Annotated in this window: 24 protein-coding genes and 3 pseudogenes; 23 read left to right on the forward strand and 4 right to left on the reverse strand. The window is 40.7% G+C overall.

Annotated elements, in window-relative coordinates:
• Positions 1-179: 179 nt before the first annotated feature.
• The 7 genes and pseudogenes from C3F34_RS09975 (at position 180) to C3F34_RS10005 (ending at position 7,908) form a co-directional block, all read left to right on the forward strand.
• Positions 180-1,013, forward strand: a complete 834-nt coding sequence (locus C3F34_RS09975) for a C39 family peptidase (protein ID WP_104441483.1) — start codon at positions 180-182, stop codon at positions 1,011-1,013.
• A 41-nt stretch (positions 1,014-1,054) separates the two neighbouring features.
• Positions 1,055-1,315 (forward strand): annotated as a pseudogene (locus C3F34_RS09980) (hypothetical protein); the annotation flags it as partial.
• 38 nt (positions 1,316-1,353) lie between these two features.
• Positions 1,354-2,016, forward strand: a complete 663-nt coding sequence (locus C3F34_RS09985) for an IS1595 family transposase (RefSeq protein ID WP_104440784.1) — start codon at positions 1,354-1,356, stop codon at positions 2,014-2,016.
• A 24-nt stretch (positions 2,017-2,040) separates the two neighbouring features.
• Positions 2,041-2,889: pseudogene (locus tag C3F34_RS09990) on the forward strand (hypothetical protein); the annotation flags it as partial.
• A gap of 12 nt (positions 2,890-2,901) precedes the next feature.
• Positions 2,902-4,566: an OmpP1/FadL family transporter gene (locus C3F34_RS09995; RefSeq protein WP_104441485.1), complete on the forward strand. Its 1,665-nt coding sequence runs from the start codon at positions 2,902-2,904 to the stop codon at positions 4,564-4,566.
• A 62-nt stretch (positions 4,567-4,628) separates the two neighbouring features.
• Positions 4,629-5,957 (forward strand): putative pilus assembly protein FilE, encoded by a 1,329-nt coding sequence (gene filE, locus C3F34_RS10000; RefSeq protein WP_158654347.1) that lies wholly within the window; start codon positions 4,629-4,631, stop codon positions 5,955-5,957.
• Positions 5,958-5,979: 22 nt separating this feature from the next.
• The gene (locus C3F34_RS10005; protein ID WP_104441487.1) at positions 5,980-7,908 is read left to right on the forward strand and encodes a hypothetical protein; all 1,929 of its coding nucleotides are present in this window, start codon (positions 5,980-5,982) and stop codon (positions 7,906-7,908) included.
• Between the two features lie 72 nt (positions 7,909-7,980).
• On the opposite strand, the gene C3F34_RS10010 is transcribed toward C3F34_RS10005, so the two are convergent.
• Entirely contained in the window at positions 7,981-8,529 is a 549-nt protein-coding gene (locus C3F34_RS10010) for an NUDIX hydrolase (protein WP_016167311.1), read from the reverse strand.
• A 122-nt stretch (positions 8,530-8,651) separates the two neighbouring features.
• On the opposite strand from C3F34_RS10010, the gene C3F34_RS10015 reads away from it, so the two are divergent.
• The 7 genes from C3F34_RS10015 to fghA all read left to right on the forward strand — a co-directional run bounded on the left by C3F34_RS10015 (position 8,652) and on the right by fghA (position 14,633).
• A complete protein-coding gene (locus tag C3F34_RS10015; RefSeq protein WP_044740837.1) occupies positions 8,652-9,281 on the forward strand; it encodes an NUDIX hydrolase in 630 nt (209 codons plus the stop codon).
• 2 nt (positions 9,282-9,283) lie between these two features.
• Positions 9,284-9,814: a gamma carbonic anhydrase family protein gene (locus C3F34_RS10020; protein WP_044740836.1), complete on the forward strand. Its 531-nt coding sequence runs from the start codon at positions 9,284-9,286 to the stop codon at positions 9,812-9,814.
• Between the two features lie 132 nt (positions 9,815-9,946).
• The gene (gene tsaB, locus C3F34_RS10025) at positions 9,947-10,615 is read left to right on the forward strand and encodes a tRNA (adenosine(37)-N6)-threonylcarbamoyltransferase complex dimerization subunit type 1 TsaB (protein WP_104441488.1); all 669 of its coding nucleotides are present in this window, start codon (positions 9,947-9,949) and stop codon (positions 10,613-10,615) included.
• An 8-nt stretch (positions 10,616-10,623) separates the two neighbouring features.
• Positions 10,624-11,445: an undecaprenyl-diphosphate phosphatase gene (locus C3F34_RS10030; RefSeq protein ID WP_016167307.1), complete on the forward strand. Its 822-nt coding sequence runs from the start codon at positions 10,624-10,626 to the stop codon at positions 11,443-11,445.
• Positions 11,445-12,257 (forward strand): class I SAM-dependent methyltransferase, encoded by an 813-nt coding sequence (locus tag C3F34_RS10035; RefSeq protein WP_171284964.1) that lies wholly within the window; start codon positions 11,445-11,447, stop codon positions 12,255-12,257. The genes C3F34_RS10030 and C3F34_RS10035 overlap by 1 nt, the downstream gene beginning before the upstream one ends.
• A 117-nt stretch (positions 12,258-12,374) precedes the next feature.
• Positions 12,375-13,784, forward strand: coding sequence for a C13 family peptidase (locus tag C3F34_RS10040; RefSeq protein WP_104441489.1), 1,410 nt, complete (start codon positions 12,375-12,377; stop codon positions 13,782-13,784).
• Between the two features lie 12 nt (positions 13,785-13,796).
• Positions 13,797-14,633, forward strand: coding sequence for an S-formylglutathione hydrolase (gene fghA / locus C3F34_RS10045; RefSeq protein ID WP_044740833.1), 837 nt, complete (start codon positions 13,797-13,799; stop codon positions 14,631-14,633).
• Positions 14,634-14,657: 24 nt separating this feature from the next.
• Here fghA and C3F34_RS10050 read toward each other — a convergent pair whose 3' ends face one another.
• The gene (locus C3F34_RS10050) at positions 14,658-14,933 is read right to left on the reverse strand and encodes a DUF2218 domain-containing protein (protein WP_044740852.1); all 276 of its coding nucleotides are present in this window, start codon (positions 14,931-14,933) and stop codon (positions 14,658-14,660) included.
• Between the two features lie 157 nt (positions 14,934-15,090).
• Here C3F34_RS10050 and rpe point away from each other — a divergent pair, with 157 nt between their 5' ends.
• The 8 genes from rpe to C3F34_RS10090 all read left to right on the forward strand — a co-directional run bounded on the left by rpe (position 15,091) and on the right by C3F34_RS10090 (position 21,698).
• A complete protein-coding gene (gene rpe, locus C3F34_RS10055) occupies positions 15,091-15,777 on the forward strand; it encodes a ribulose-phosphate 3-epimerase (protein ID WP_016167302.1) in 687 nt (228 codons plus the stop codon).
• A gap of 440 nt (positions 15,778-16,217) precedes the next feature.
• Entirely contained in the window at positions 16,218-16,643 is a 426-nt protein-coding gene (locus tag C3F34_RS10060) for a hypothetical protein (RefSeq protein WP_104442330.1), read from the forward strand.
• 49 nt (positions 16,644-16,692) lie between these two features.
• Positions 16,693-18,636: a multicopper oxidase domain-containing protein gene (locus C3F34_RS10065; protein ID WP_104441490.1), complete on the forward strand. Its 1,944-nt coding sequence runs from the start codon at positions 16,693-16,695 to the stop codon at positions 18,634-18,636.
• Complete coding sequence (locus C3F34_RS10070; RefSeq protein ID WP_104441491.1) at positions 18,623-18,922, forward strand: hypothetical protein; 300 nt, start codon at positions 18,623-18,625, stop codon at positions 18,920-18,922. The genes C3F34_RS10065 and C3F34_RS10070 overlap by 14 nt, the downstream gene beginning before the upstream one ends.
• Positions 18,909-19,916, forward strand: a complete 1,008-nt coding sequence (locus C3F34_RS10075; protein ID WP_104441492.1) for a copper resistance protein B — start codon at positions 18,909-18,911, stop codon at positions 19,914-19,916. The genes C3F34_RS10070 and C3F34_RS10075 overlap by 14 nt, the downstream gene beginning before the upstream one ends.
• A gap of 252 nt (positions 19,917-20,168) precedes the next feature.
• Positions 20,169-20,486, forward strand: coding sequence for a DMT family transporter (locus C3F34_RS10080; protein WP_044740829.1), 318 nt, complete (start codon positions 20,169-20,171; stop codon positions 20,484-20,486).
• Between the two features lie 40 nt (positions 20,487-20,526).
• Positions 20,527-21,009 (forward strand): methylated-DNA--[protein]-cysteine S-methyltransferase, encoded by a 483-nt coding sequence (locus C3F34_RS10085; RefSeq protein ID WP_104441493.1) that lies wholly within the window; start codon positions 20,527-20,529, stop codon positions 21,007-21,009.
• Positions 21,010-21,044: 35 nt separating this feature from the next.
• Entirely contained in the window at positions 21,045-21,698 is a 654-nt protein-coding gene (locus C3F34_RS10090) for a nuclease-related domain-containing protein (RefSeq protein WP_104441494.1), read from the forward strand.
• 54 nt (positions 21,699-21,752) lie between these two features.
• Here C3F34_RS10090 and C3F34_RS10095 read toward each other — a convergent pair whose 3' ends face one another.
• Positions 21,753-22,520, reverse strand: coding sequence for a hydroxymethylpyrimidine/phosphomethylpyrimidine kinase (locus tag C3F34_RS10095; protein WP_104441495.1), 768 nt, complete (start codon positions 22,518-22,520; stop codon positions 21,753-21,755).
• An 82-nt stretch (positions 22,521-22,602) separates the two neighbouring features.
• Here C3F34_RS10095 and C3F34_RS10100 point away from each other — a divergent pair, with 82 nt between their 5' ends.
• The gene (locus tag C3F34_RS10100) at positions 22,603-23,247 is read left to right on the forward strand and encodes an HAD-IA family hydrolase (protein WP_104442331.1); all 645 of its coding nucleotides are present in this window, start codon (positions 22,603-22,605) and stop codon (positions 23,245-23,247) included.
• Positions 23,248-23,307: 60 nt separating this feature from the next.
• On the opposite strand, the pseudogene C3F34_RS10105 reads toward C3F34_RS10100, so the two are convergent.
• Positions 23,308-24,052: pseudogene (locus tag C3F34_RS10105) on the reverse strand (sporulation protein).
• Positions 24,053-24,116: the final 64 nt, after the last annotated feature.

Here is a 24,116-nt window from a genome sequence, read left to right on the forward strand (position 1 = left end):
GAATTCACGCGCTTTTTTTTTACAAAAAACCATTCAGTTCATCTAAAAATGTAAGAAAAAGCTGTTTCTTTTTTGAAAAAACAGGTATGTTGTCAAAATACAAGGAAGTATAGAGTTTTTACTCTAGAAAAATAATAAATTTCAGGCACGTCATGCCGAACACCAGAAAGTTAGGGAATATGTTAGAGATCGCATTGGGCTCGGCATTGATGTATTATTTTGCCACACAAGCCTTTGAAATAAAAGAAAAACCTCCTGAGGCAGTTTATTACACTGAAACATTGGATTCACGGCAAGATTCCTTTACCCGCATGCACCGTGAAACCGTTCAAATTCAACCTGCATTAATTGATCAATTTCGTGGCATTGTACGTCAAGCCTATGACTATAGCTGTGGATCTGCTGCCTTAACGACATTGCTCAATGGTTATGTCGGTACACAGTTGACGGAACAACAGACCATGACTGGCTTACTCAAGTTTGGAGAGTCAGAGCGAATTATTGAGCGTCGCAGCTTTTCACTACTGGATATGAAGCGTTTTGTCGCGGCACTAGGTTTAGAAAGTGGTGGGTATAAAGGTGACTTTTCAGATTTAGTCGCACAGGGACAGCCAGCCATTGTTCCAATTTCTTATGCGGGGTTTAAACATTTTGTGGTGTTTAAAGCCTATAAAGATGGTCGTGTTTATGTAGCAGATCCTGCTTTGGGAAACATTAGTTTTGATGAGGAACGCTTTAAGCAAGTTTGGGAAAATAACACTTTATTTCTAATTAGTGTTCCACCAGAACAACGTAAAAATTTATTGGCATTACAGGATAGTGATATGCGCCATGTTGAGGATGCAACAGTAAACCGTTATGCACTGGTTGATATTCAATATCCTCAGTTTTATATGGAAAAACTGGCGGATCGTGGGGCAACGATCTCAAGAATTGTCAATAATAACCCAGAATCAGAGATGAACGGCCAATATGTCGATCAACATTTACGCCTATATTACAAAAGCAAATAGAGCAGTTTAAAGCAAATAAAAAAAGAATAGAGTGGACGGAAATGAAAAATCAATGGATGAATAAAACTTTATTGGTGCTGAGTATTCAAATTTTGATGGGGATTGCTTATGCAGCCGATACGACAGCTGAAACACAGGGAACAACCGTTGGAGCTCAAGAAACAGCAGTTGCATCAAGTGTAGAAACCAATACCACACCACCACAACAAGCTTCGAGTGCCTTGCAGCAACAAGAAGGTGATGCGACTAAACAGACCAATCTTGAGGAAGTATTTACCTCAAATGAGCGTCAATATTCTTTGGCTCTAGACTAGCAGACTAGTTATGTTGGTCTGTAATCATGATTAAAAACAGTAAATTAAGCCACTACAAGATTAAAAAAATCATTCAATGCTTTTGCATTGATATACCCGCTTCTAAAACTGCATTATTACTCAATTTAAATCGTAATACGATCAACTATTGGTACATGCTTTTTAGGGAAGCTATTTATGATCATCAAACAGATTTAAGAACTAAATTTGTAGGTTCTATTGAAGTGGATGAAAGCTATTTTGGCGCTAAACGACAACGTGGTTTTCATGGGAAGTTAAAACGTGGTCGTGGCACTTTAAAACAACCCGTATTTGGAATATTTGAACGGGATGGGCGTGTTTATACTGAAATCGTTCCTGACTGTAAAATGAAGACTTTACAAAAGGTTATCTTAGGTAAGGTGGCACTAGAAAGTGTCATTTATAGTGATGGATGGCGAGGCTATAATGGTCTAGTTGATGTTGGTTATTCAAAGCATTTCAGGGTAAATCACGGAGCAAATGAGTTTGCTAGAGGACAATGTCACATAAATGGAATAGAATCATTTTGGAGTTTCTGTAAACGAAGATTATCCAAGTTCAATGGTATCTCAAAAGATTATTTTGACTACCATCTGAAGGAGTCTGAATGGCGTTGGATGAGAGAACCTAATGAGTTAGCAACTGAGTTGTGGAACATCATTAGATAAAATTAAGTATAAATCTGCTAGTCTAGAGCCTATTCTTTAATTAAAAAAGGGGATATTTCTGCATTTTATGATGTGGATTATACCTATTATCGCGATACCCAATTAGATTTAGAAATGGCACAAGGTAGTCTGTATCAATTACGCGTACAGGAAAATGCCAGCCACACCTTGACCAATACGTTTACCGTGCAGTACGGGATACTCGATAATTTAACCTTCACGGCTTCATTACCTCTCGTTGCAAAGACGGATAATTTAAAAGATACCTCTACCGCAGGCTTAGGGGATATCTCTTTAGGTACACGTTGGGAACCGTTCCCGCTTAAAACTGGACGTTTACCTTTAATTTTATTTGGAAACATCTCGACCAAAACAGGCGATAGTCCTTATGAAATTAATCCAACTTCCGACTTAGCTACTGGTAAAGGTTATTATTCAGCAGGTGTAGGTGCCAGCACACGTAAGTATATTGATCCTGTAGTACTTTTTGCTTCTGTATCTGCGAACTATGGTTTCAAAGAGTCAGGTTTAGATCAGCGTCGTGGTCCGCGAGTCATTGAAGAATTTGATCCCGGTATTAGCGGAGGTTTTTCATTCGGTTTCGCCTATTCATTTAACTATGATGTGTCTATGACGATGTCATACCAGCAGAGTTTCAATACGGGTGCAGAATTTACATATACCTCGGGTGAAAGTTACTCACCAGCCGATCAAACCAGTTCAACCTTTGCAATTTCATTGGGTGTACGTGTTTCACCAGAAACCATTGTGAATGGCACCTTAGGTATTGGCTTAACTGAAGATGCACCCGATGTCTCTTTAGGTTTGTCCTTCCCATTAGATATTGCAGGTTTCGGTAAAAAAATCAGCTAAGAGGGCAGTCGCATGTACAAGGTACGACTTAGCCCGTTAGTTTCAGCGATAGTTTTATCGGGCTGTTCAAGTATGGCTTTTGCTCAACTCGGGCAAAATTTGTCAGTAGATATTCGATCACTTGCGATGGGGAATGCGGTCACAGCCGATCCTCCAGGAGTAAGTGCGGTACATTATAACCCTGCGGCATTGACGAAAATTGAAGGTTTGCAAACCGATGTACAGGGGATTCTGGCAGACTTTAATATCAAACGTCAGTATTCAGTACCTGAAGGCTATAACGTTTTTGGTTATTCAGATGACCCTTTGGTGTGTAATGATGGTCCTGAAGTGGCTTCAGACATCTGTACAGATTACAAAGGCTCTGTAAATGGCGATGTAGAATATATCAGCCTATATGTGCCTTTTTTAAAGAAAGTCGTCGATTTAGGTGAAGGTATGCCTATGCTTGCACCAACAGCGGGTGCAGCATATAAACCGCCTGGTTCGAAAACCACTTTTGCCACAGCATTTTATGCACCCTTAGTGGCTGGATTTGGTGCAGAAAATGGCAATCCAAGTAACTTTATGGGACAACAGGTGGCATTGGAGCGCTTTACCTATTTGTCACCATCGATCGCTTATGAAGTCAATGATGAACTTTCCATTGGTGCATCTGTGGGCATGTCTTATCAAGCTTTTGCCTTAAAAACAGATTTGCGTTTCCCGAATGAAATGATTGGGATGTTACGCATGATTGATGAAGTGGTTTGTACCCCATTTAAAGACAACTCGGATGTGATTACCGATATTTTATTACTCGGGATTTGTAATGCTCAAGAAGGAATGAATCCATTTGGCCGTTTTGGTCGGATGGAAGTCGCGATGGAGCAATCATTGAGTCCGAGTTTTAACCTTGGGGTCATGTGGGAACCCACCGACGAATTTAGCTTTGGTATGGTGTATCAAAGTGCTTCAAAAATGCGTTTGAAGGGGAAATACACGATTGATAACTCAAAAGCGCCACGTGAGTTAATCAATGGTTTGATGTCTTCGCCTACAGGGCAGATTCTTGCGGCAATTTTAGGTTTTCCGCAAAGTATTCCTGCGACTGAATCAGGTCTAGTGTCGATGGATTTTGAATATCCACAGCATATTCAGGCAGGGATCAAATATATGCTTCTGCCCGATTTACAAGTCAATGTGGATGTGGGCTGGACAGATTATCGCGCATGGGACAAGTTCAAATTTGAGTTTGACCGTTCTATCTCGGCATTAAAAATTGCCAAACTCCTTTCGCCAGAGATTACTGACAACAGTTTGTCATTGCCTTTGAAGTTTGACTCACCTTGGAACTATGGCATCGGGATTGAATATTCGGCAACTGATCGTTTGAAGTTGCGTGCTGGATATGAACCAAGAACTAGCGCCATCCCTGATGACAAACGAAATACCATGGTGCCTATTAATAATGCGCAATTATTTGGTTTGGGTGTGGGTTATCGCTTCGATGCCGATACCGACCTAGATTTATCCATTGGTTATTTACGCAGTAAAGACAGTATTCCTGCCAATACCAGTACTTTATCGAACCAAACTGGGGTGAATAATATTTTACTCAACCCATATGCGGGCTTAAACGTAAAAACTGAAACCAATATCACTATTTTAGGCTTGAGTTATCGTACAAAATGGTAAGACAAAACAATAAAGCTAAGCGGTTTACGTGGGTGTCATCATCGACTTGGGTTTTATGTGGGATGATGGCACTGTCTGCAAATGCGGGTGAGTTTTATACCATCATTGGGCCAGATGGTCGTCCAATGGTGATTCCACGTGTGCCTGCTGAAACCAAAAAAGTGGAAGCTCAATCTCAGGTTGAGCTTCCATCAAAGCAAAAAACAGAACAAGACAAAATCAAAGTAAAGGATGCACCGTCTGCTCAGGTGGTTCAACCGATGCCAAAAGTACAAGTTGTTGTACCACCAACTGTTGCCGTTGAAAAAGTTGAATCTCAAGTAAAAACTAAACCTCAAATTGCTGAAGTACAAAAAAATCCTGTCGTGGTACAGCCAGAAATAGTTGATAAAAGTAAATCTATTCCATCAACAGATCATGCAATAACAATAAACGATGTTGAGCCACAAGTCGCTGTAACAGCAAAATCTACTGAAATTCCAAAACAAGTGAATGAGCAGCTCAGTCAGCAAGTTACCACGCCTCAAACACCGCCTGTGGAATTTGTTCAATCCGCTGTCACTCAGAAAGCAACTTCAGCGCAAGTCGAGCGAACACTGCATAAAATTGAAACCAATATGGCAATACAAAAAGCCACACAATTAAAAAGCAAACAAGAAACCAGTTCGATGTCTTCCGAACCCTTGCAAGATGGATTTTTAGACATCAATGGGGATCGTTATGTGAAAAATGAATATTTAGAGGGGCAAGAGTTTAATTTAGAAAATAAAAAACGCTTTTACATCATGCCTGAAGGTGTGGTTGATAAAGAGTTAGGCCCACCTCGTTTACAAGTGGTTGAACGCGAAAAAGGGGTGAATCAAGGTGTACTCGACCGATTATTTAAGAAGAATAATCCAGTTGAAAACTCAGTGATTACTTTATCGACCCAGTATTATCCAATTGCAAAAGATCAAGTGGTACAGAGTTTGGGGCAAAGCTGTTATCGCGATAAAAAAATACAAAAAGCAAAATTACTCAAAGTTCAGCAAGACGTCAATTTATGGCCTCGCCAACCGTTAAAGGACCATTTTGATTATGAAGTGGTGGAAGTACAGACGGGCATTAAAAATGTGCAACTGAGTTCTTATGCCTCGAGTCAAAATCAACCGAGTTATTACTGGCCTTTTGTGGCTTTTCTGGATGAATCTGGTTGTGTCATTGAAGGCGTGACTGGTTTTAAAAATCAGGACCGTGCCGAAAACAAATATCGCCATGCTGTGATAGACGGCATGTTACAGCTACCTGCACAAACTCGATATATTTTTATGACCCCTTTACTTTCAGCAGTGGATGTTGAAGAGCAAGCATTAAGCAATCAAGGACAAATCAAACTGACCGCGGTTCGTTAGTTAGAAAAATAGAGTAATAGGAATGAAAAATAAATATTTATTAACCATCGCACTTTCAACGTTAATGTCAGGACTAACTGCTTGTGGTGGGGAAAGTGCCAATATTATTCCAGAGAAAAATAATAACAGCACGGTGAATGGCAGTTGTACTGCTGGTGCGAGCAATTGTATTCAGTTCGCACTGGATTATCCTTTTGATGGTTTAAATTTTTCCTGTAGTAGTGATACGCAAAATACCTTTGTGACTTTAATGGATTTGAAGAATGGCGTCGCCACAGGCACCTGTAATTATAGTGATAAAGTCAATGTGTTCTTATTGGGTAAAGCGGATAAACGGATTGCTTTAGGGTCTTTCCCAATCAGTAATATTGCCTTGGTCAGTACCGATCAAATTCCGCGTTTGACGGTATTAGATATTGCTAAAGGGATGACTAACCGTGATGCGACTGTACTTGATCCAAGTGATGCTACAGTCAAAACAGCCATGAACTTGGTTAAAATTATTCAAGCATTGGCTTTACAGCAAAAAAGTATAAACACGAAAACGGATATTCAAGCGCTGTATATGAATGATTCGATCCGTGAAAGTTTAGATAAAATTACCAGCTCTGTAACCGCACAACAGATGGTGAATGGAGAGTACGCTGCCATCATTAAACCGTGGTTAGATGTTTCTGTCATTTCAGATGCAGAAGCTTTTGCGGTGGTCAGTCAATTATTGAATATTAGCAATGCAGCGGTATATCAGCCTGAATTTTCTCTATTCTCGACATCTGGCAGTGTGATGAGTAGTTTAACAGGGTCGGATGGTTTAACTGGTTGTAATAAAGACGTTTGTGCTGCGAATGACACGACCACTAAACATTTGTTTGGGCATTTTATGTTGTTGACGGACCGTCAAGGCTATACCTTCGGCAGCGGTTTGCAATGGAGAGGTTTGGCAAAATCAGGACTGACTTCGATAGCCGGAGTAAATGCCGAATTACTCCGGAGCTATAAACCCACCCGTATGACGGCATTGCCACAAAATCATTGGATTAACCCGCTGAATAAACGCATTGATCAAAATTATTATATTGGTGTGGATGACCCGAATTCTGATGATCTGATTATCAATCAAGGGAAGCTGTATAACGATTATATGATTGCGGGTAAGGAAAAATTCTACAAACTACTGACACAAAAAACTACGGTCACTGCTGAGGACTTGAAAGACCTCGGACAATGGCAACAGCGTTATGGTATCTCAGATACGTTTAAAGGTTCCTTAGATCTTTTTAAAGTTTATCCAATTACCTATTTAGATAAACAAGTATTTAAATCGAGTAATAATGTCTCAACTGGTGAAAATTACATTTTCCCATTGTATGCAGATTTAACGTTCAAATTCACCGATACCAGTGTACCAAGTCTAAAATTAGGTATTGTGATTGATGAGAAAGGCGACATACGAACCAATATGAAGCCTGCTGCGACCGATACTGATATGAGTACAGGAAGCTGTGATACAACAGTGAGTAGTAATCTGAAAGACAGTAATGGTGTGCAGCAATATCGCTTAGGCACAACATCACGTGCATTTATTGATGATCGTGCCATTTCTATTCGTATGATTTTAGGCGATGAAGCATTAAAGTCAGTCAATGGTGCTTTGATTGGCGTGAACTCAACTATTCAAATATCTGCCACAGGTGAAAAAATCGTGGTGGGTGGTGCTTTAGTTCACTTACAGAATTTATTAAATGCATCGACGGGAAGTACAGGGCGTATCACCTTTACCGACTCTGCTGGTGGTGTAGTCAAATGGGCGAACAGTTATGCCAGTTTTCAAAAAGTATATAATGCCAATAATACCGATGAAACGACGGATGACACCGCTTTAGCGAAATTAAGTGGCGGAACTTTAGAAATGAGTTTGGCGCCTTGCTATAGCGTTAAAGCCAAAAGCTAAATCTCGAGATTCTGAATAAAAAAGCCGATTCAAACGAATCGGCTTTTGTTTTTATCAATGCATTAAGCTGGTTTAGCCAGTATGGTCTAAGCGTGTACCTAAGGTTTCTAAATGTGTAATAAACTGATTGGTTTTTCGATCGGCAAAATAGTGCTTAAGTGTTTGTTCTACACTTGGGAATGCTAATTCTGTCCATGGAATTTCATGTTCTTCAAACAGGCGACATTCAATACTTTCTTCACCTGCACCAAAAGTTCCATCGACCAGTTGGGCTTTAAACAACACATAAATTTGCCCGATACGCGGAATATTGTACATGCAGTAAAGTTGCTCAATTTCGACTTCTGCTTGTGCTTCTTCACGAGTTTCACGTGCAGCACCCTGTTCCATGGTTTCAAACAGTTCCATGTAACCTGCGGGTAAGGTCCACAAACCATAACGTGGTTCAATGGCACGGCGGCAAAGCAAGACTTTATTGTCCCAGAGTGCCAAAGCGCCACAAATGACTTTGGGATTTACATAATGAATATGACCACATTCTGTACAAACGCGACGTAATTGATGATCGCCAAGTGGAATTTTTTCAGTCGTTTTATGTCCACAATTTCCGCAGAAGTTCATATTCATCGTCAATGATAAAGTTGCCACTCAGCATAACTGAAAAAAACAAGTTTGACATCTATTCTCTCCAATCCGATCAAAATTCAGCTATGATGAAATGAAGAAGAATAGAGGTGAGTGATATGGATAATCGTTCATTAACACATATATTACAACAGCATTTAAGATTTTCGACCCGTAAGCGAGAAGCTGAAGCTGCTGTGTTAATTGCGATTACTGATGAAGCTGACCCAAAAGTACTCTTAACCCGCCGTTCGGTGTATTTGTCTAATCACGCAGGAGAAGTTTCTTTTCCTGGGGGCAAAAGAGACCCGCAAGACACCAGTAATATTGTGGTCGCGCTAAGAGAAGCGCAAGAAGAAACGGCTTTAAACCCGTTTGATGTGCGCTTGCTTGGGGATTTACCTATGCAAAAAGCCCGTAATGGTATGTTGGTCAAACCGATTGTTGGGCTTATTCCACCTCAGGTTGAGCTGATAGCTCAGCCTTCAGAAATTGATCGAATATTTTTTGCTTCTCTACAAAATTTGATGGAAGCACCGCCAACGCCACATGAAGTCCGTTATGCACAACAGTCTTTGTATTTTCCCAGTATGCGGGTTGAAGATGAAATTGTCTGGGGGCTCACGGCAAGGATGCTCATTTCACTGTTTCAATATGGATTGAATTATCAAAAAGAATGGCCTTTTTTATTAAATTCGCCATTATTCTATGCCCAGCAGGCATTACTCAAAACAAAAGGACGTAATTGAACATGATGTACAAATTTGCTGGACATGCGCCTAAAGCCATGCATGTTCCTTTTGATGGTTGGGTGGCAGACAATGCAACCGTAATTGGCCAAGTTGAATTAGGACAACAGGTCAGTGTTTGGTTTGGGGCAGTTATTCGCGCAGATAACAGTCGTATTCACTTGGGCGATTTTACCAATGTACAGGAAAATGCGGTCTTGCATACCGATGCGGGTATTCCAATGCACATTGGAAATTACGTGACTATTGGACATCAAGCCATGCTACATGGCTGTACGGTGGGTGATAATTCTTTAATTGGCATTAACGCGGTGATTTTGAACAATGCAGTGATTGGAAAAAATTGTATTATTGGAGCAAATGCCTTGATTCCGGAAGGAAAGGTGATTCCTGATAACTCTTTGGTGATGGGGTCACCTGGTAAAGTGGTGAAGACACTGGATGCTGATGTTGAAGCGAAATTAAAACTCAGTGCTTTGCATTATGCTGAACATTATAAGAAATTTACCCAACTGGAAGTTTTTGAGTTCTAACAAAAGCATTGTTTTTTAAACCAAGCCGATGCTTGGTTTTTTTGTATCTAAATAGGGAAATTCTCGCGTCCAAGAATTGAGTAGAGTATGATAGCCCTCGTTTTTTAAGATAAAGTTGAAGCAAGGTTGAGCATGAAATTGCTGGCATTAGAAACAGCCAATGAACAATGTTCTGTTTCTATCGTAGATGAAAATCAAGAGCTGTTTTTCCAATTAGATACGCGTGCAAAGGCTCAAACGCAAACCATTTTACCAATGATTGAGCAGGGCTATGCTCAATTAGGTGTAATGACAGAAGATTTAACAGCGATTGCTTTTAGTCGTGGTCCAGGTTCATTCAGCGGTGTGCGCATTAACGCCGCTGTCACGCAAGCACTCGCTTGGTCACATGATTTACCTGTGATTCCTGTATCAACTTTACAAGCTTTAGCGCAAGCTGCTCATCGTCTACACGGTTTGACGGCTGTGACTGCAGTACTTGATGCACGTATGAATGAAGTGTATATCGCGAGTTTTCAACTGAACGATCAAGGCATTATGCAAGCGGTTGATGAAGAACAATTATTAGATTATCAACAGGCTGCCAGCATCACTCAATTTACTTTGGTGGGTTCAGGTTCAGCTTTAATTCAGCCTGATGCTTTAGAATTTAAAGATGTGGTCGCAACGGCACAAGATATTGCTCAAATTGCACGTGCAGCGGCGCTCAATGCACAATGGGTCAAGGCAGAAGAAGCTCTTCCAGTGTATTTACGTGATAATGCATGGAAAAAAATTCCAGAACAAATTAAAGCAACTTAAGGTTAGATATGGATCTTTTATTATTATTTAAAGCGGCCATAATGGGCTTGGTAGAAGGGATTACTGAATTTCTACCAATTTCAAGTACAGGGCACTTAATTTTAGCAGGTCAACTTTTAGATTTCTGGTCGATTGAAAAAAGAGATATGTTTGCAGTTGCCGTACAGATTGGTGCGATTGCAGCCGTAATTTATGAATACTGGGGTAAACTTTGGGGCGCTTTAATTGGTGGTCTAAAAGGTCAAGAACAAGGTCGCCGTTTAAGCATTAACTTAATTATTGCCTCTATACCGATTGTGATTGTGGGCTTAACCTTTGGCGATGTTATTAAAGCTTATTTATTTAATGCGATTACCGTTGCGATTGCTTTAATTGTCGGTGGTTTCATTATTTTATGGGCTGAACGCCGTCCGCACAGCATTCAAACTCAGGAAGTTGATGACTTAACTTATAAACAAGCGACTTTGATTGGTTTAATTCAATGTTTAGCCTTGTTCCCAGGGACTTCACGTTCAGGTTCAACCATTATTGGCTCTTTATTTTTAGGCGTATCGCGTAAAGCAGCAGCGGAATTCTCTTTCTTCCTTGGTATTCCTGTGTTAATGGGTGCAGGCTTACTGGATATGTATAAAATGCGTGCTGATTTGCACAGTAATGATATGGCTGTTCTGGCTGTCGGAATTATTGTGGCATTTATCTCTGCACTTATCGTCATCCGCGCCTTGATTCGTTATGTGTCTAAACACGACTTTACTGCATTTGCGTATTACCGTATTGGCTTTGGTTTATTTATTTTGGCAACTTGGTGGACAGGTTGGGTCACTTGGTAATGCATTTATTTACAGAACCTCAGTTTCAAGTTCAGGCACAGCACTATGCGGCTGTGCTTGCATCCCGTAGTGTTGAGATTCAGGTCGAATCAATTGAAAAATTGAATGCGCGTTTTTTACGTTTAAATCCTGAATTGGCATTGTGCGTAGATGAGCAGGGGCTTTGGTTATGTGCCAATGGCATGAAAATGCAGCCCGATTGGCAGGCGGAAATTCCACGTTTAAAACGTGCATCGCTAAAATCAGAAATGATTGCCCGTGCTTGTCAGTTGGCAGAAAAACCACGTTTAATTGATGCGACTGCGGGCTTAGGACATGACAGTTTATTGTTGGCGGCACTAGGTGCAACGGTTACTTTGGTAGAACGCCACCCGATTTTATTTACCCTACTAGAAGACACTCAGCGACAAGCATTGACCGATTCTTATCTTGCCCCGATCGCAGCGCGAATTCATTTGGTCTTTGCCGACTCTGCCGATTATTTAAAACAATGTGCTGTGCAGCCATACTACAGTGATGTGGTGTATTTAGATCCAATGTTCCCGCAACGTGATCAGAATCAACAAGCCATTAAAAAGCAAGCTCAGGTCAAAAAGCAGATGCAATTGTTGCATTTACTGCTGCCAGAGCATGGCGAAATGGATTTGGGGGACCAACTGTTGCCTCTGGCTCAACAGATTGCAAAACGTGTAGTAGTGAAACGGCCTCGTTTGGCGGTATTTTTGAATGACCAGCAACCCGATACGCAATGGCATGGGGATGCTTGCCGTTTTGATGCCTACTTTCAGCTTGATTATCAGACCTTAGGATAATTGCTTCAATATTGGGCAAAGATTTGTTATATAGTTAAAAATAATATTGATAAAAAACCGATCAAGCATAAACTAGCTATGCAATAAAGCGAGTAGCACTAGCCACCTGAAAACCTTATGAAGATTGATTTTAAGCCCTCCATTAATTTTTGGCACGATTTTAAAAGCAACCAAATGGCGGGATTGTGGCTGTTTTTGGGTTCACAACGTGCATTACAAATTGTCCATCCTTCAATTTTACAGTTGATTTTCTGGGGGATATTAGGCGGTTGTGCCAATACCTTATTTAGTTGGCTCAGTGCGGGCGAAGTCGGTGAGTTTAACTCTCAAGGTTTGGTCAGTTATGCGCTATGGCCTTTCATTGCGCTGATTGTTGGTATTTTTTTATCCCAGCGGGTAAATAATCCACGTTTAATGTTGGTTCCAGCTTTATTGTGGTTGGTTTTAGATACCCATATCGCACTGCTACAAAGTTTTATCCAATATTTGGGCATGATTGATATCTTGCCTTATGCTTTTTATGATTATTTGCCGACCATTTTTATGGTGCTGTTTGTCTGGCAAAGTCTGGCGGTGGTTTGGGTGTTCGCCCGTGAGTTAAAATGGCCATGGTGGGAACGTGCGCTGATTATGTTAGCAACACTATTTACTTTGGTGGTGTGGCAGATGTCAGTGAAAAGCCAACCAATTTGGAAAGTGGAAGATGTCCCGCCAACTTTTGCAGAAGATGCCTTTTACGCACAAAGTCGGTTACTGAATAAAAACCTGCAAGCGATTGAATATGGTGAATTTGCTCAGTCACATTGGTACTTCCTAGGGGTGGCAGGCGCCAGTTACCAAGACGTCTTTATGTCTGAGGTAAAACGCATTCGTGAACAATTCGATACACGTTTTGGGACCTTTGGTCGATCCATGATTTTGGTGAACAATCCTGCGACACGGACTGAAATTCCAATTGCTTCACGAACCAGTATGGAGCTGGCATTCAAGCGTATTGGACAGCAGATGAACCGTGAAAGTGATGTGCTTTTCCTTTATATGACTTCGCATGGTTTACAGAATGAATTTGAAATGGAAAATGCGCCACTTGATTTGGCACAAGTCGATCCAAAATGGTTAAGAGATGCGTTAGACCGTTCGGGCATCCGTTGGCGCGTCATTGTGATTTCAGCGTGCTATTCAGGCAGTTTTGTCTCGGCATTACAGAATGATAATACCTTGATTATTACGGCTTCCGCAGCTGATCGAGCTTCATTTGGTTGCTCGAATGAAGCGGATTATACTTATTTTGGTCGTGCTTTCTTTGATCAGGCCATGCGTGAACAACATTCGATGAAAGATGCTTTTGCACAAGCCAAAGATACTGTCGCGCAATGGGAAACTGCACAGGGCTTTGATCCTTCTGAACCACAATGGTCGATTGGTAAAAATATGGAATTGATGCTGCCACAATTAGAGCAACGTCTGTTCCCACCGACAACAACGACACCACCAGTTCAAGCGCAAGCGGTTGCGCATACACCTTAAAAGGAACTCAAGATGGAATTATTACAAAAAAATCGCTGTTTTGATGGTGAGCAACGCATTTATCGTTTTAATTCCAAAACCCTAAAAGGCGATAGCCGTTTTGCCGTATATTTACCTCCACAAGCATTAGAGGGAGAGGCTTGTCCTGCCTTATTTTATCTTGCGGGTTTAACTTGTACTGAAGAAACTTTTGCCATTAAAGCGCATGCTCAAGGTATGGCAGCACAATTAGGTTTGATTCTGATTATGCCTGACACTTCACCGCGTGGTGATTACGTCGCACAAGGTGATCATTGGGATATTGGTCAAGGTGCAGGTTTTTATATTAATGCGACGCAGGCGCCATGGGCTGAACATTATCAAATGGAAAGCTTTATTGTTCATGAGCTTTATGAATTAGTGTTGCAACAATTCCCAGTTCAGCAAAACCGTGTTGGTATTTTTGGCCATTCGATGGGTGGGCACGGCGCATTAACTTTAGCATTTAAATATCCTGACAAATTTAAATCAGTGTCAGCATTCGCACCTATTTGTGCACCGACTCAATGTCTTTGGGGAGAAAAAGCATTTTCTACCTATTTAGGTAACGACCAAGCACTTTGGGCGCAGCATGATGCCGTCGCATTAGTGGGCGAAAAAGGCACTTTATTTAATGAAATTTTGATTGATCAAGGTTTGGATGATCAATTTTATAGCCAGTTGAATCCTGCATTATTCCAACAAGTCTGTGTGCAAGTCGGGCAAACTTTGACCCTGCGTGAACATGCGGGCTATGATCATGGTTATTATTTTATTCAAAGTTTTATGGATGATCATCTTCAATTCCATGCCGTCCAACTTGAATCTTAACTAACTTTTCCAAACGGGCGGAGTTTAACTCCGCTGCCATTCTGCTTCGAATTCTTGCTGTGCCATACGGCTTAAATGATCCAGCACAACTTTTTCCAAGTGATCCATTTTGTCTACGGATGCAGTAATTTCAACCGCTAAATATTCTGCATGCGGGATAAGGCTAACCTGAGCTTCAGGCATGATAATCTCAAATTGTTGCTCAGATTCTTTCACTTCAAATTTATGTTTCCAGTGATTATATAAGCGCTTAGCGATACGGGCAGATTCTAATGTGGCAATTTGACTGCTACTTTTCATTTTTTTCGACCATGATGTTGGAGCTTTACCATAACAAATTTGCTGTGCTTGAACAGTAGTCCATTGCAACGCAACGTTGCAAAAATGAAATGTCACAGACCTTGGTCGCAGTTTGCTATAATATCGGCATTAAATTCATGAACTCTCAGGTTGATCCATGTCTAAGCCTTATTTAATCGCACCTTCAATTTTATCTGCTGATTTTGCACGTCTAGGTGAAGATGTTGAAAAAGTATTAGAGGCAGGTGCTGACGTGGTGCATTTTGATGTAATGGATAATCATTATGTACCGAATCTTACTTTTGGTGCAGGGGTATGTAAGGCATTAAAAAACTATGGCATTAAAGCTCCAATCGATGTGCATTTAATGGTGTCTCCAGTGGATCGTATGATTGGCGATTTCTTGGAAGCAGGGGCCGATATCATTACTTTCCATCCAGAAGCCACAGATCATATTGATCGTTCTTTACAGTTGATTAAAGCGGGTGGTGCGAAAGCAGGTCTAGTCTTTAACCCTGCAACACCATTACATTATTTGGATTATGTATTAGATAAAGTCGATCAAATTCTATTGATGAGTGTTAACCCTGGTTTTGGCGGACAAAAATTTATTCCAATGACCTTGGAAAAATTACGTCAGGCACGCAAGATTATTGATGCTTCAGGTCGTGACATTCGTTTAGAAGTTGACGGTGGTGTTGGCCCAGCCAACATTCGTGAAATTGCAGAAGCGGGTGCAGATATGTTCGTTGCGGGTTCAGCTATTTTTGGAAAACCTGATTATAAAGCTGTAATTGATGAAATGCGTGATGAACTTTCGAAAGTAGGTTCAGTCACAGTTTAACGCTTAGAACTAAAATTTGTGCAGGTTGTGGATAACTTTGTGGGTAAGCTTGTAGATATCTATGTAGATAACTATATGGATATCTCGTTTAAACAATAAACAATTTTGCATCAAGTGTTTATCGATTAGACTTTATATGTATAAAAAGAGCACATTTGTGCTCTTTTTTATTGTAATTAAGGTTTGAAAAAATAGCTGCTTTATTCAGCTCAGCTTAAAAGTTATACAGATTAAAAAATAGTAAATATGAGTAAATTTTTTTATCAACGCAAGATGAAGCATGAGCGAAAAATGAGAAAAAATTGTGTCTAACTGATTTGTTGGGTATGCTGTATAGATGCATTTTGCTGTAATGACCTTCTATCTCTCAATCTAGGATGATTAAGGTGTTGACGAATCTCCGCAGACAGTCTTGGTTTGTGTGCTTCATGGTTTTTGCCATGGGGTGGAGTAGTCTTGTCTATGCATCAGCAATGCCAATGCACGCCCAAATGTTACAACAGCAGTTGCAGCAACAGAGTATGGTGAATGCCGAGCTTCTACATAGCCAACACCAAACTGTGCAAAAGAAACAGCCTGATTGTCATAGAGCAGAATCAGTTAAACCACATCAACAACATGCACTACATTCAGATATACAGAAGAACAGTGATTGTGAAAGCCATTTAAGTAGCACAATTCAAGTGAAACAATGTGCTGATTGTGCTCAATTACATTGCCAGACCTTAAGCGTCTGGCTTGATACTGCTGTTACTGATCCACTTCAATATTTTCATGCAGAGACATTAACCAATCTACATAGCCGTTATACGGCTCAGCATTTAATTGGTTATTGGCAAGAAATTTTACGCCCTCCCAAAGCTTAACTTTATTCAGAAAACAGAATTTTTATTAATTTCGAATAAAGGTTAAGTCATGTCTATTTTATTTCGTCAAAGCCTCTTGATTGGGCTATGTGTATTTTCATCATCATGGACCCTTGCCGCAGTCAAGGAATATCATTTGACCATTGATGAAGGGATGGTCAATGTAACTGGTAAGCCACTAAAACGTATTACCGTGAATGGTCAGTTTCCCGCACCCTTGCTTGAATTTGAAGAAGGTGACGATGCGGTTATTCACGTACATAACAATTTAAAAAATCAGGATTCATCTTTACATTGGCATGGTTTATTGTTGCCAGGTTTGATGGATGGTGTGCCTGGTTTTAATGGGTTTAAAGGCATTAAACCCAATGAAGATTTTGTGTACCGTTTTAAGGTTCGCCAAAATGGGACTTATTGGTATCACGCTCATTCCAAAGGGCAGGAACAAGATGGTTTATATGGCGCTTTGGTCATTTATCCGAAAAATAAACAGCCTTTAGCAGCACATGAAAAAGCTGAACGTGATTATGTGGTCATGTTGTCAGATTTTCATGAACAAAAAAGCGATCAAATCCAAAAGAACTTAAAAATCTCCGCTGAATATTATCAGAACCAACGTGAAACTTTGCGTAGTGTTTGGCAACAAGTTCAGCGTGATGGACTCAAAGCTACATGGTCTGACCGTTCCATGTGGAACCAGATGCGGATGCTGAAAACAGATCTGTCCGATGTGACGGGTTATACCTTTTTGGTCAATGGTAAAACGCCTGAACAAAACTGGACTGGGCTGTTTAAGCCGAATGAAAAAGTCCGTTTACGCTTCATTAATGCTTCAGCCATGTCTTTTTTTGATGTGCGGATTCCAAATTTAAAAATGACAGTTGTCAGTGCGGATGGTCAACCTGTACAGCCAGTGAATGTCGATGAATTTCGGATTGGAACGGCCGAAACCTACGATGTGATTGTTGAGCCAAAACAAGCGAATTATCAGATTGAAGCAGAATCTATTGATCGTTCTGGTTTTGCCATTGCCACTTTGCAGAATGAACTAGCTCCTGTGAAGCCTGCTATACAGATGCCACAAGCTCGACCGCGTGCCTTGTTGAATATGGCAGATATGGGACATGGCAGTGGTGATCAATCTTCTAGTATGGATCATTCAACGATGAATCATGCAGAGATGCAAGGTATGGATCACTCGAAGATGAACCACGCAGAAATGCAGGGTATGGATCATTCGAAGATGAACCACGCAGAAATGCAGGGTATGGATCACTCGAAAATGAATCATGCAGAGATGCAAGGTATGGATCATTCAACGATGAATCATGCAGAGATGCAAGGTATGGATCATTCAATGATGAATCATGCTGAGATGCAGGGTACGGATCATTCACAGCATCAACAGATGACATCGACTCTGAAGAATACTGTGGTTGAAGGTTGGGCAAATGCTTCTACGCCCGCAGGTGATAAGGCCTTGCAATATAGTGATTTAAAATCATTAACCCCACAACCAGATACCCGTGAAGCCAGTAGTGAACTGGTGATTCGTTTAGGCGGCACCATGGAACGCTATATATGGACCATCAACGGGAAAAAGTTTAGTGATGCTGAGCCTTTGAAAGTGAAGTATGGCGAACGTATTCGCATTAAATTTATTAATGACAGCATGATGGCGCACCCGATGCATTTACATGGCATGTTTATGCAATTAGAAAATGGGCAAGCAGCAGTTGATATGCCAAATAAACATACCATTGTGGTTCCACCTGCAAAAACTGTGACGGCATTATTAACTGCGGATGAGCTCGGTGAATGGGCGATTCACTGTCATTTGCTGTATCACATGGGTGCAGGCATGATGAATAAATTAATTGTTGCCAATGTGACAGACGGGAAAGTATCAACCACACCGATATCCAAAGCGAGCCAATCTAAAGCCGAAAACTCAAGTACAGAACAACAAGGAGAGCAACATGCACATCACTAATTTATTACCGAAAATGGTTCTCCTTAGTTCATTATTATTGAGCCAAGTGGCTTTTGCACAGGAACAACAGGTACATACTGTACATCAGTCCATGACTGAATCAGAAGATCATCAGATGGATCACTCTAAAATGCAGCACAAGATGCAGCATATGGATCATGCCAATATGCAGCAGATGACAATGCCCGTTAGTTCAAAAGAACCCTCTGCACAAAAACAATCTCGCGATACTCAAAAGAAACAAACCAACACTGAACAGCAGGGAGATCAACATGCGCAGCATTAATTTATTTCCACAGACTGTTCTGGCAGGTTCTTTGTTGTTGCTGAGTCAGTTGACTTTAGCGCAAGCACAGCAAGACCATACCGTGCATCAACAGCAAAGCGAATCACAGGGTCAGCAGGTTGAAATGGACCATTCTGAAATGCAGCAAGAGATGCAGAATATGGATCATTCCAGTATGCAACCGATGGCATCTTCTAATATGACTTCCGTTCCTGATTCGGTCAAACCAGTACAAGCGTCGCAATTAACAGAGCATTCACATCGTCAACAAATTCAAGCTGAATCTTTGTCATCTGAAACCGATCATCAAGTACATGATCATCGGGCAGAACACGGTGCACAGGTTTATATGGTCAATACTTTTGATAATAAGTGGTTGATTGATGAAGGGGGAACAGGCACTTTAAAATCTGAGTTTGAAACCCGTATTGGTACAGATGAAAATAAACTTTTTATTAAAGCGCACTTAGATAAGCAGGAATCACATGCGGCTGAATATGAGGTGAAGGCACTTTATAGCCGAATGATTTCAGACTTTTGGGATGTGCAAATGGGTACACGTTACCGTGTCGAAAAAGTCGAGTTAGATCAGCATCGTAAAGATACGGAAGAAAAATGGGATGCCGTAATTGGTTTACATGGTTTGGCGCCGTATTTCTTTGAAACAGATGCCTATTTATATGCAGGTGAAGATCATTATTCAGGCTTTAGTCTCGAAACAGAGCGAGATTTGTTGCTGACACAAAAGCTGATTTTTAAACCCTATTTAGATGTAGAACTTGTGTTTAGTGATGATTCTAAATATGCCAAAAAAACAGGCTTGAGTGGTGTCACAGCAGGTTTGGAAACGCGTTATGAAATGAATAAAAGGGTGATGCCTTATATCGACATTGCGTATGAATATTCAAAAGGTAACGATGCTACACCTTGGCAGGCCGAGAGTGGCTCTGAAAAAGGCTGGCTTTATGGTGCAGGCATTCGTTTCAAGTTCTAAGATCTGAGTTTACTCACATTTTATTCAGTTTAATAAATTCATAAGGCTTTAAAACTTCGGTTTTAAAGCCTTATTTTTTATCGGTGTATTTAATGTTATTGCATTGTAGTTTCGCACCATAAAAGCGCAGTATTGAGTATAATTGAGCGTAATTATAAGGAGGAACGACCTCCCTTGGTGCTTAAACTTTAAAGATGCACCAAGAAAATTCCTCAGGACGACCTGATTTTTGATTTAAATTTGGAGGTCGTCATGGCTTGGATTGTACTTATTTTTGCGGGTATTTTTGAAATCGTGTGGGCATATTCCATGAAGCTGTCAGAGGGCTTTACCCGAATAGGTCCGAGTATTATCACCCTCATTTTTATGATCTTAAGCTTTGCATTATTGGCATATGCGATGCGCACTTTACCCTTGGGTACGGCATATACGATTTGGACGGGAATAGGTGCAATCGGTTCCTTTTGGGTGGGTATTTTTATTTTAGGTGAGCCTGCGACAGCTATGCGGATGCTTGCCGCCATCTTAATTATTTCAGGTCTTGTATTAATGAAGCTTTCATCTTCATAATCAGTCTTATTTTTATTTCTCAATATCGCAGGAGCAGACAATGAAACTTGCATTTATGTATATGGCTTCTCCTGTTGGACAGTTAAAATTAGTTGCGCATGATACCGCGCTGGTTGCGGTACTCTGGGAAAATGAAAATCCTAAACGCGTGCGATTGGCCGAATTGGTCGAACAGCCCGATCATCCAATCTTGCTGCAAACACAACAGCAGCTCATGCAATATTTTGCAGGCACACGTCAGCAGTTTGATTTGCCTTTAGATTTTGAAGGAACAGAATTTCAAAAGCAGGTTTGGCAAGCTTTGTTGAATATTCCCTTTGGTGAAACCCGCAGTTATAAAGACATTGCAGAACAATTGGGCAATCCCAAAGCGGTACGTGCCGTGGGAGCAGCCAATAGTAAAAATCCAATTTCCATTATTGCGCCGTGCCATCGGGTGATTGGTTCAAGCGGTAAATTGGTGGGTTTTGCAGGTGGATTGAGCAATAAAGAGATTCTTTTAAAAATTGAACAACTGAAATAAACTGAAAAACTAAGTTCTTTATAATTTTAAGTAAAATGATTGCACAGATTTTTGCACTGCTGTCGTCCACATTTTGGTGGATATTATTGCTGTTTATCGTTATAGGCATTATCAAAGCATTTAAACCTTTCCTAAAAGGGAAAATGGGGGAGTTTGCCGTTGCAGCCCATGTCAAACTGTATTTAGATCGAGACAGTTATACCTTACTCAACGATTGCACCTTACCAGATGAACAGAACCAGACTACCCAAATTGATCATATTCTACTGAGTCCTTTTGGTATTTTTGTGATTGAAACTAAAAATTATAAAGGCTGGATTTTTGGCAGCCAGCATCAAAAAACATGGACACAGAAAATTTATAAAAAGAGTTTTAAGTTTCAAAATCCATTACATCAAAATTATAAACATCAAAAGGTGTTAGAGGCGGTGTTATCGGATATTGTGGAGCCTCAGTTTATTCATTCTCTGGTGGTATTTATGCCTGATTGTGAATTTAAAACGCAAATGCCTCAGAATGTGTTTCGTGGAGCAGCTTGGACGGATTACGTGAAAACTTTTCAAGAGGTGATGATTCCACCGATGAAGTTGAAGCGGATTCAATTACGGATTGAAAAAGAAGTACTGGAAAAGTCGTGGAAAACCAATCGTCAACATGTTGAGAATTTAAAGCTCAAACACAGTGAATAAAAATAAACCCACAGTTCAAGCAAGAGCTGTGGGCTTACAAATGAAAGCGAAAATTTAGAAACGTTTTGGAATTTTCTGTCCATTCGGTACAGGTGTTTCGGCTTGTTTTAATACGCCAAATAACCATGTTTCTGCATGTTGCACCGCAATTTTTAACTCATCGCCCATCGCGAGACGACCTGCAATAAAGCTTGCGAGTGAACAGCCCGAACCATGATATTCGCCTGCCAAACGTGGGCAATGACTTTCAGCCACAAACTCACCATCGATATATAAGGCATTGCGAATATAGTCGGCAGTATCTTCATGCCCACCTTTAACCAAAACTGCTTTTGCACCCATGGCAAACAATTTCTGTGTGGCCGCTTCCAAGTCCTGTTCGCCCGTTAAAGCACGTAATTCAACTGTATTTGGGGTAATAATAGTGGCCAATGGAATGAGTTCGACAAAAGCTTTGACCAGTGTGGCTTGATCTCCTAAAGAACCACCGCTATTCGCAACCAACACTGGGTCAAGTACATAACGATACTCTGGATGTTCACGTAAAAATTCAGCCAAAGCGGCAATATTGTCGGTGGTACCGAGCATGCCAGACTTCACACACTGAATCGGTAGATCACCGACGACGGCATGTGCTTGGGCCAAAAGTAATTCTTTGGAGGTTGCTTCAAAGCCAAAAACTTGTTGTGAGTTTTGAATGGTCAGTGCGGTACATGCAATTGCGGCATGCGCACCACTTTGACCAATCGCTTCAATATCCGCTTGTAAGCCAGCACCGCCAGAAGGGTCTAAACCCGAAAAGCACAGTACAGTCGGGCGCATGTACATTTCCTTCATTCATGAGATTTGCGATAGTATAGGCAACTTTGAGCGAAGTCTCGAGCGTAATTTGTTGGGTTGGACAATGATTAAAAATATATTGATTGATTTGGATGGAACACTGACAGATCCCAAAGTCGGGATCACCACTTCTGCACGTTATGGTTTGGCAAAAGTGGGGCACCCAATTCCTGAGTCAGAGAATATTGACTGGATTATTGGTCCGCCACTGAAAGCATCTTTGGCTAAAATTTTAAATGTTGACCCTCATGATGTGTTAGCGGATCAAGCCTTATTGGGCTATCGCGAGCGTTTCTCGGTCACAGGTTTATTTGAAAATCATGTTTTTGAAGATGTTGCACAAACTTTAGCAGCATTAAAAAACAAAGGTTATCGCTTGTTCTTGGCAACTGCAAAACCTGAAGTTTATGCACGTCAGATTCTAGATCATTTTGATTTATTACAGTATTTTGAATACCCTTATGGCAGTGAACTGAATGGTGAACGAACCAATAAAGGCGAGTTAATTGCTTATATTTTAGAACAAGAACAGCTTCAAGCCGAAGAATGTTTAATGGTGGGTGACCGTGAGCATGATATTTTCGGCGCACGTAGTAATGGCATTGAAACCATTGCTGTGGAATATGGTTATGGCTCTATGGCTGAACTTGATGCAGCTCAACCCAAGGCTCGAATTCAACGCTTTGCCGATTTGTTGAACCTGATTTAATCAATCATTGATCCATTTAAGCACCTCACTTTCCCTTGTTGAAAAGTGAGGTGCTTGGTTTTATATGCCTAATGTTCTACGGATTTCATTGGCTAAAACTGTGGGATTGGCATGTTGATGTGGAATGCTAAAACTTTTAAAGCCATCGCCTCTAAATTTACGATCTACTTCTAATAACACGTGTGTTTGATGTTGCTCTGCTACAAAGGACACTTCAATTTCATTGATGCCACTAAAAAACTGCGCAGGTTTTAAACTCTAACTCTTGATAACAGCCAAGGGTCGAGTAAAACCCATTGCCACGAAGTTGACCTTTTTCAATATCGGCAGTCACCAAGTGAAAACCACATTGTTGCATGGCTTGAATAAAGCTGTGCATAGTAGGCGTCGGGGTAATCTGTAGATAGTCTTTATCTGTGGCATCGAGCCCCCAATCGACATCTAAATGAGTATGTAGCCAAACACGGGTTTTATTGCTGTGGCAAGCCAGATCGGTCAAAGGTGTTTCAAACGGCAATTGAATTGAAAACGGGAAGGTGTGGGTCTGGTTGGCTTGTAATTCAAATGCACCACTAATATGCCATTCCGCAATCGTTAAATGGGTGTTGTATTCTGAGTCATTTGATTCGACTTCGGCTGTGGTCATTAATTTTAAGTAGATGCCATTGATATGTTTCTTGGAAGAAGCACCGGTAAAAATGACTTCTCCATTCAGGACTTGACCTGCTTGTAATTGACTGTTGTGTATACGGGTGTCTACCTGAATGCCTTGTAGACCTAAGCTCGACATAAGTTTATTCAACATGATGCAAAAATTCCCAAAGAGAAAGACATGAAAATTAAGAAAAATTAGAAAATGAAAAATAAGT

Source organism: Acinetobacter sp. ACNIH2, from assembly GCF_002934965.1.
Classification (GTDB): Bacteria; Pseudomonadota; Gammaproteobacteria; order Pseudomonadales; family Moraxellaceae; genus Acinetobacter; species Acinetobacter tandoii.

Excerpts from the sequence above, each read along its gene's own strand:
- C3F34_RS10020 (WP_044740836.1), top strand. The coding sequence starts at position 9,284 with ATGATGTACAAATTTGCTGGACATGCGCCTAAAGCCATGCATGTTCCT.
- C3F34_RS10030 (WP_016167307.1), top strand. The coding sequence starts at position 10,624 with ATGGATCTTTTATTATTATTTAAAGCGGCCATAATGGGCTTGGTAGAA.
- C3F34_RS09985 (WP_104440784.1), top strand. The coding sequence starts at position 1,354 with ATGATTAAAAACAGTAAATTAAGCCACTACAAGATTAAAAAAATCATT.
- C3F34_RS10065 (WP_104441490.1), top strand. The coding sequence starts at position 16,693 with ATGTCTATTTTATTTCGTCAAAGCCTCTTGATTGGGCTATGTGTATTT.
- C3F34_RS10075 (WP_104441492.1), top strand. The coding sequence starts at position 18,909 with ATGCGCAGCATTAATTTATTTCCACAGACTGTTCTGGCAGGTTCTTTG.
- C3F34_RS09975 (WP_104441483.1), top strand. The coding sequence starts at position 180 with ATGTTAGAGATCGCATTGGGCTCGGCATTGATGTATTATTTTGCCACA.
- C3F34_RS10060 (WP_104442330.1), top strand. The coding sequence starts at position 16,218 with ATGGGGTGGAGTAGTCTTGTCTATGCATCAGCAATGCCAATGCACGCC.
- fghA (WP_044740833.1), top strand. The coding sequence starts at position 13,797 with ATGGAATTATTACAAAAAAATCGCTGTTTTGATGGTGAGCAACGCATT.
- C3F34_RS10070 (WP_104441491.1), top strand. The coding sequence starts at position 18,623 with ATGCACATCACTAATTTATTACCGAAAATGGTTCTCCTTAGTTCATTA.
- rpe (WP_016167302.1), top strand. The coding sequence starts at position 15,091 with ATGTCTAAGCCTTATTTAATCGCACCTTCAATTTTATCTGCTGATTTT.
- C3F34_RS10035 (WP_171284964.1), top strand. The coding sequence starts at position 11,445 with ATGCATTTATTTACAGAACCTCAGTTTCAAGTTCAGGCACAGCACTAT.
- C3F34_RS10090 (WP_104441494.1), top strand. The coding sequence starts at position 21,045 with ATGATTGCACAGATTTTTGCACTGCTGTCGTCCACATTTTGGTGGATA.
- C3F34_RS10010 (WP_016167311.1), bottom strand. The coding sequence starts at position 8,529 with ATGAACTTCTGCGGAAATTGTGGACATAAAACGACTGAAAAAATTCCA.
- C3F34_RS10100 (WP_104442331.1), top strand. The coding sequence starts at position 22,603 with ATGATTAAAAATATATTGATTGATTTGGATGGAACACTGACAGATCCC.
- C3F34_RS09995 (WP_104441485.1), top strand. The coding sequence starts at position 2,902 with ATGTACAAGGTACGACTTAGCCCGTTAGTTTCAGCGATAGTTTTATCG.
- C3F34_RS10040 (WP_104441489.1), top strand. The coding sequence starts at position 12,375 with ATGAAGATTGATTTTAAGCCCTCCATTAATTTTTGGCACGATTTTAAA.
- tsaB (WP_104441488.1), top strand. The coding sequence starts at position 9,947 with ATGAAATTGCTGGCATTAGAAACAGCCAATGAACAATGTTCTGTTTCT.
- C3F34_RS10085 (WP_104441493.1), top strand. The coding sequence starts at position 20,527 with ATGAAACTTGCATTTATGTATATGGCTTCTCCTGTTGGACAGTTAAAA.
- C3F34_RS10005 (WP_104441487.1), top strand. The coding sequence starts at position 5,980 with ATGAAAAATAAATATTTATTAACCATCGCACTTTCAACGTTAATGTCA.
- C3F34_RS10050 (WP_044740852.1), bottom strand. The coding sequence starts at position 14,933 with ATGAAAAGTAGCAGTCAAATTGCCACATTAGAATCTGCCCGTATCGCT.
- C3F34_RS10015 (WP_044740837.1), top strand. The coding sequence starts at position 8,652 with ATGGATAATCGTTCATTAACACATATATTACAACAGCATTTAAGATTT.
- C3F34_RS10080 (WP_044740829.1), top strand. The coding sequence starts at position 20,169 with ATGGCTTGGATTGTACTTATTTTTGCGGGTATTTTTGAAATCGTGTGG.
- filE (WP_158654347.1), top strand. The coding sequence starts at position 4,629 with ATGATGGCACTGTCTGCAAATGCGGGTGAGTTTTATACCATCATTGGG.
- C3F34_RS10095 (WP_104441495.1), bottom strand. The coding sequence starts at position 22,520 with ATGCGCCCGACTGTACTGTGCTTTTCGGGTTTAGACCCTTCTGGCGGT.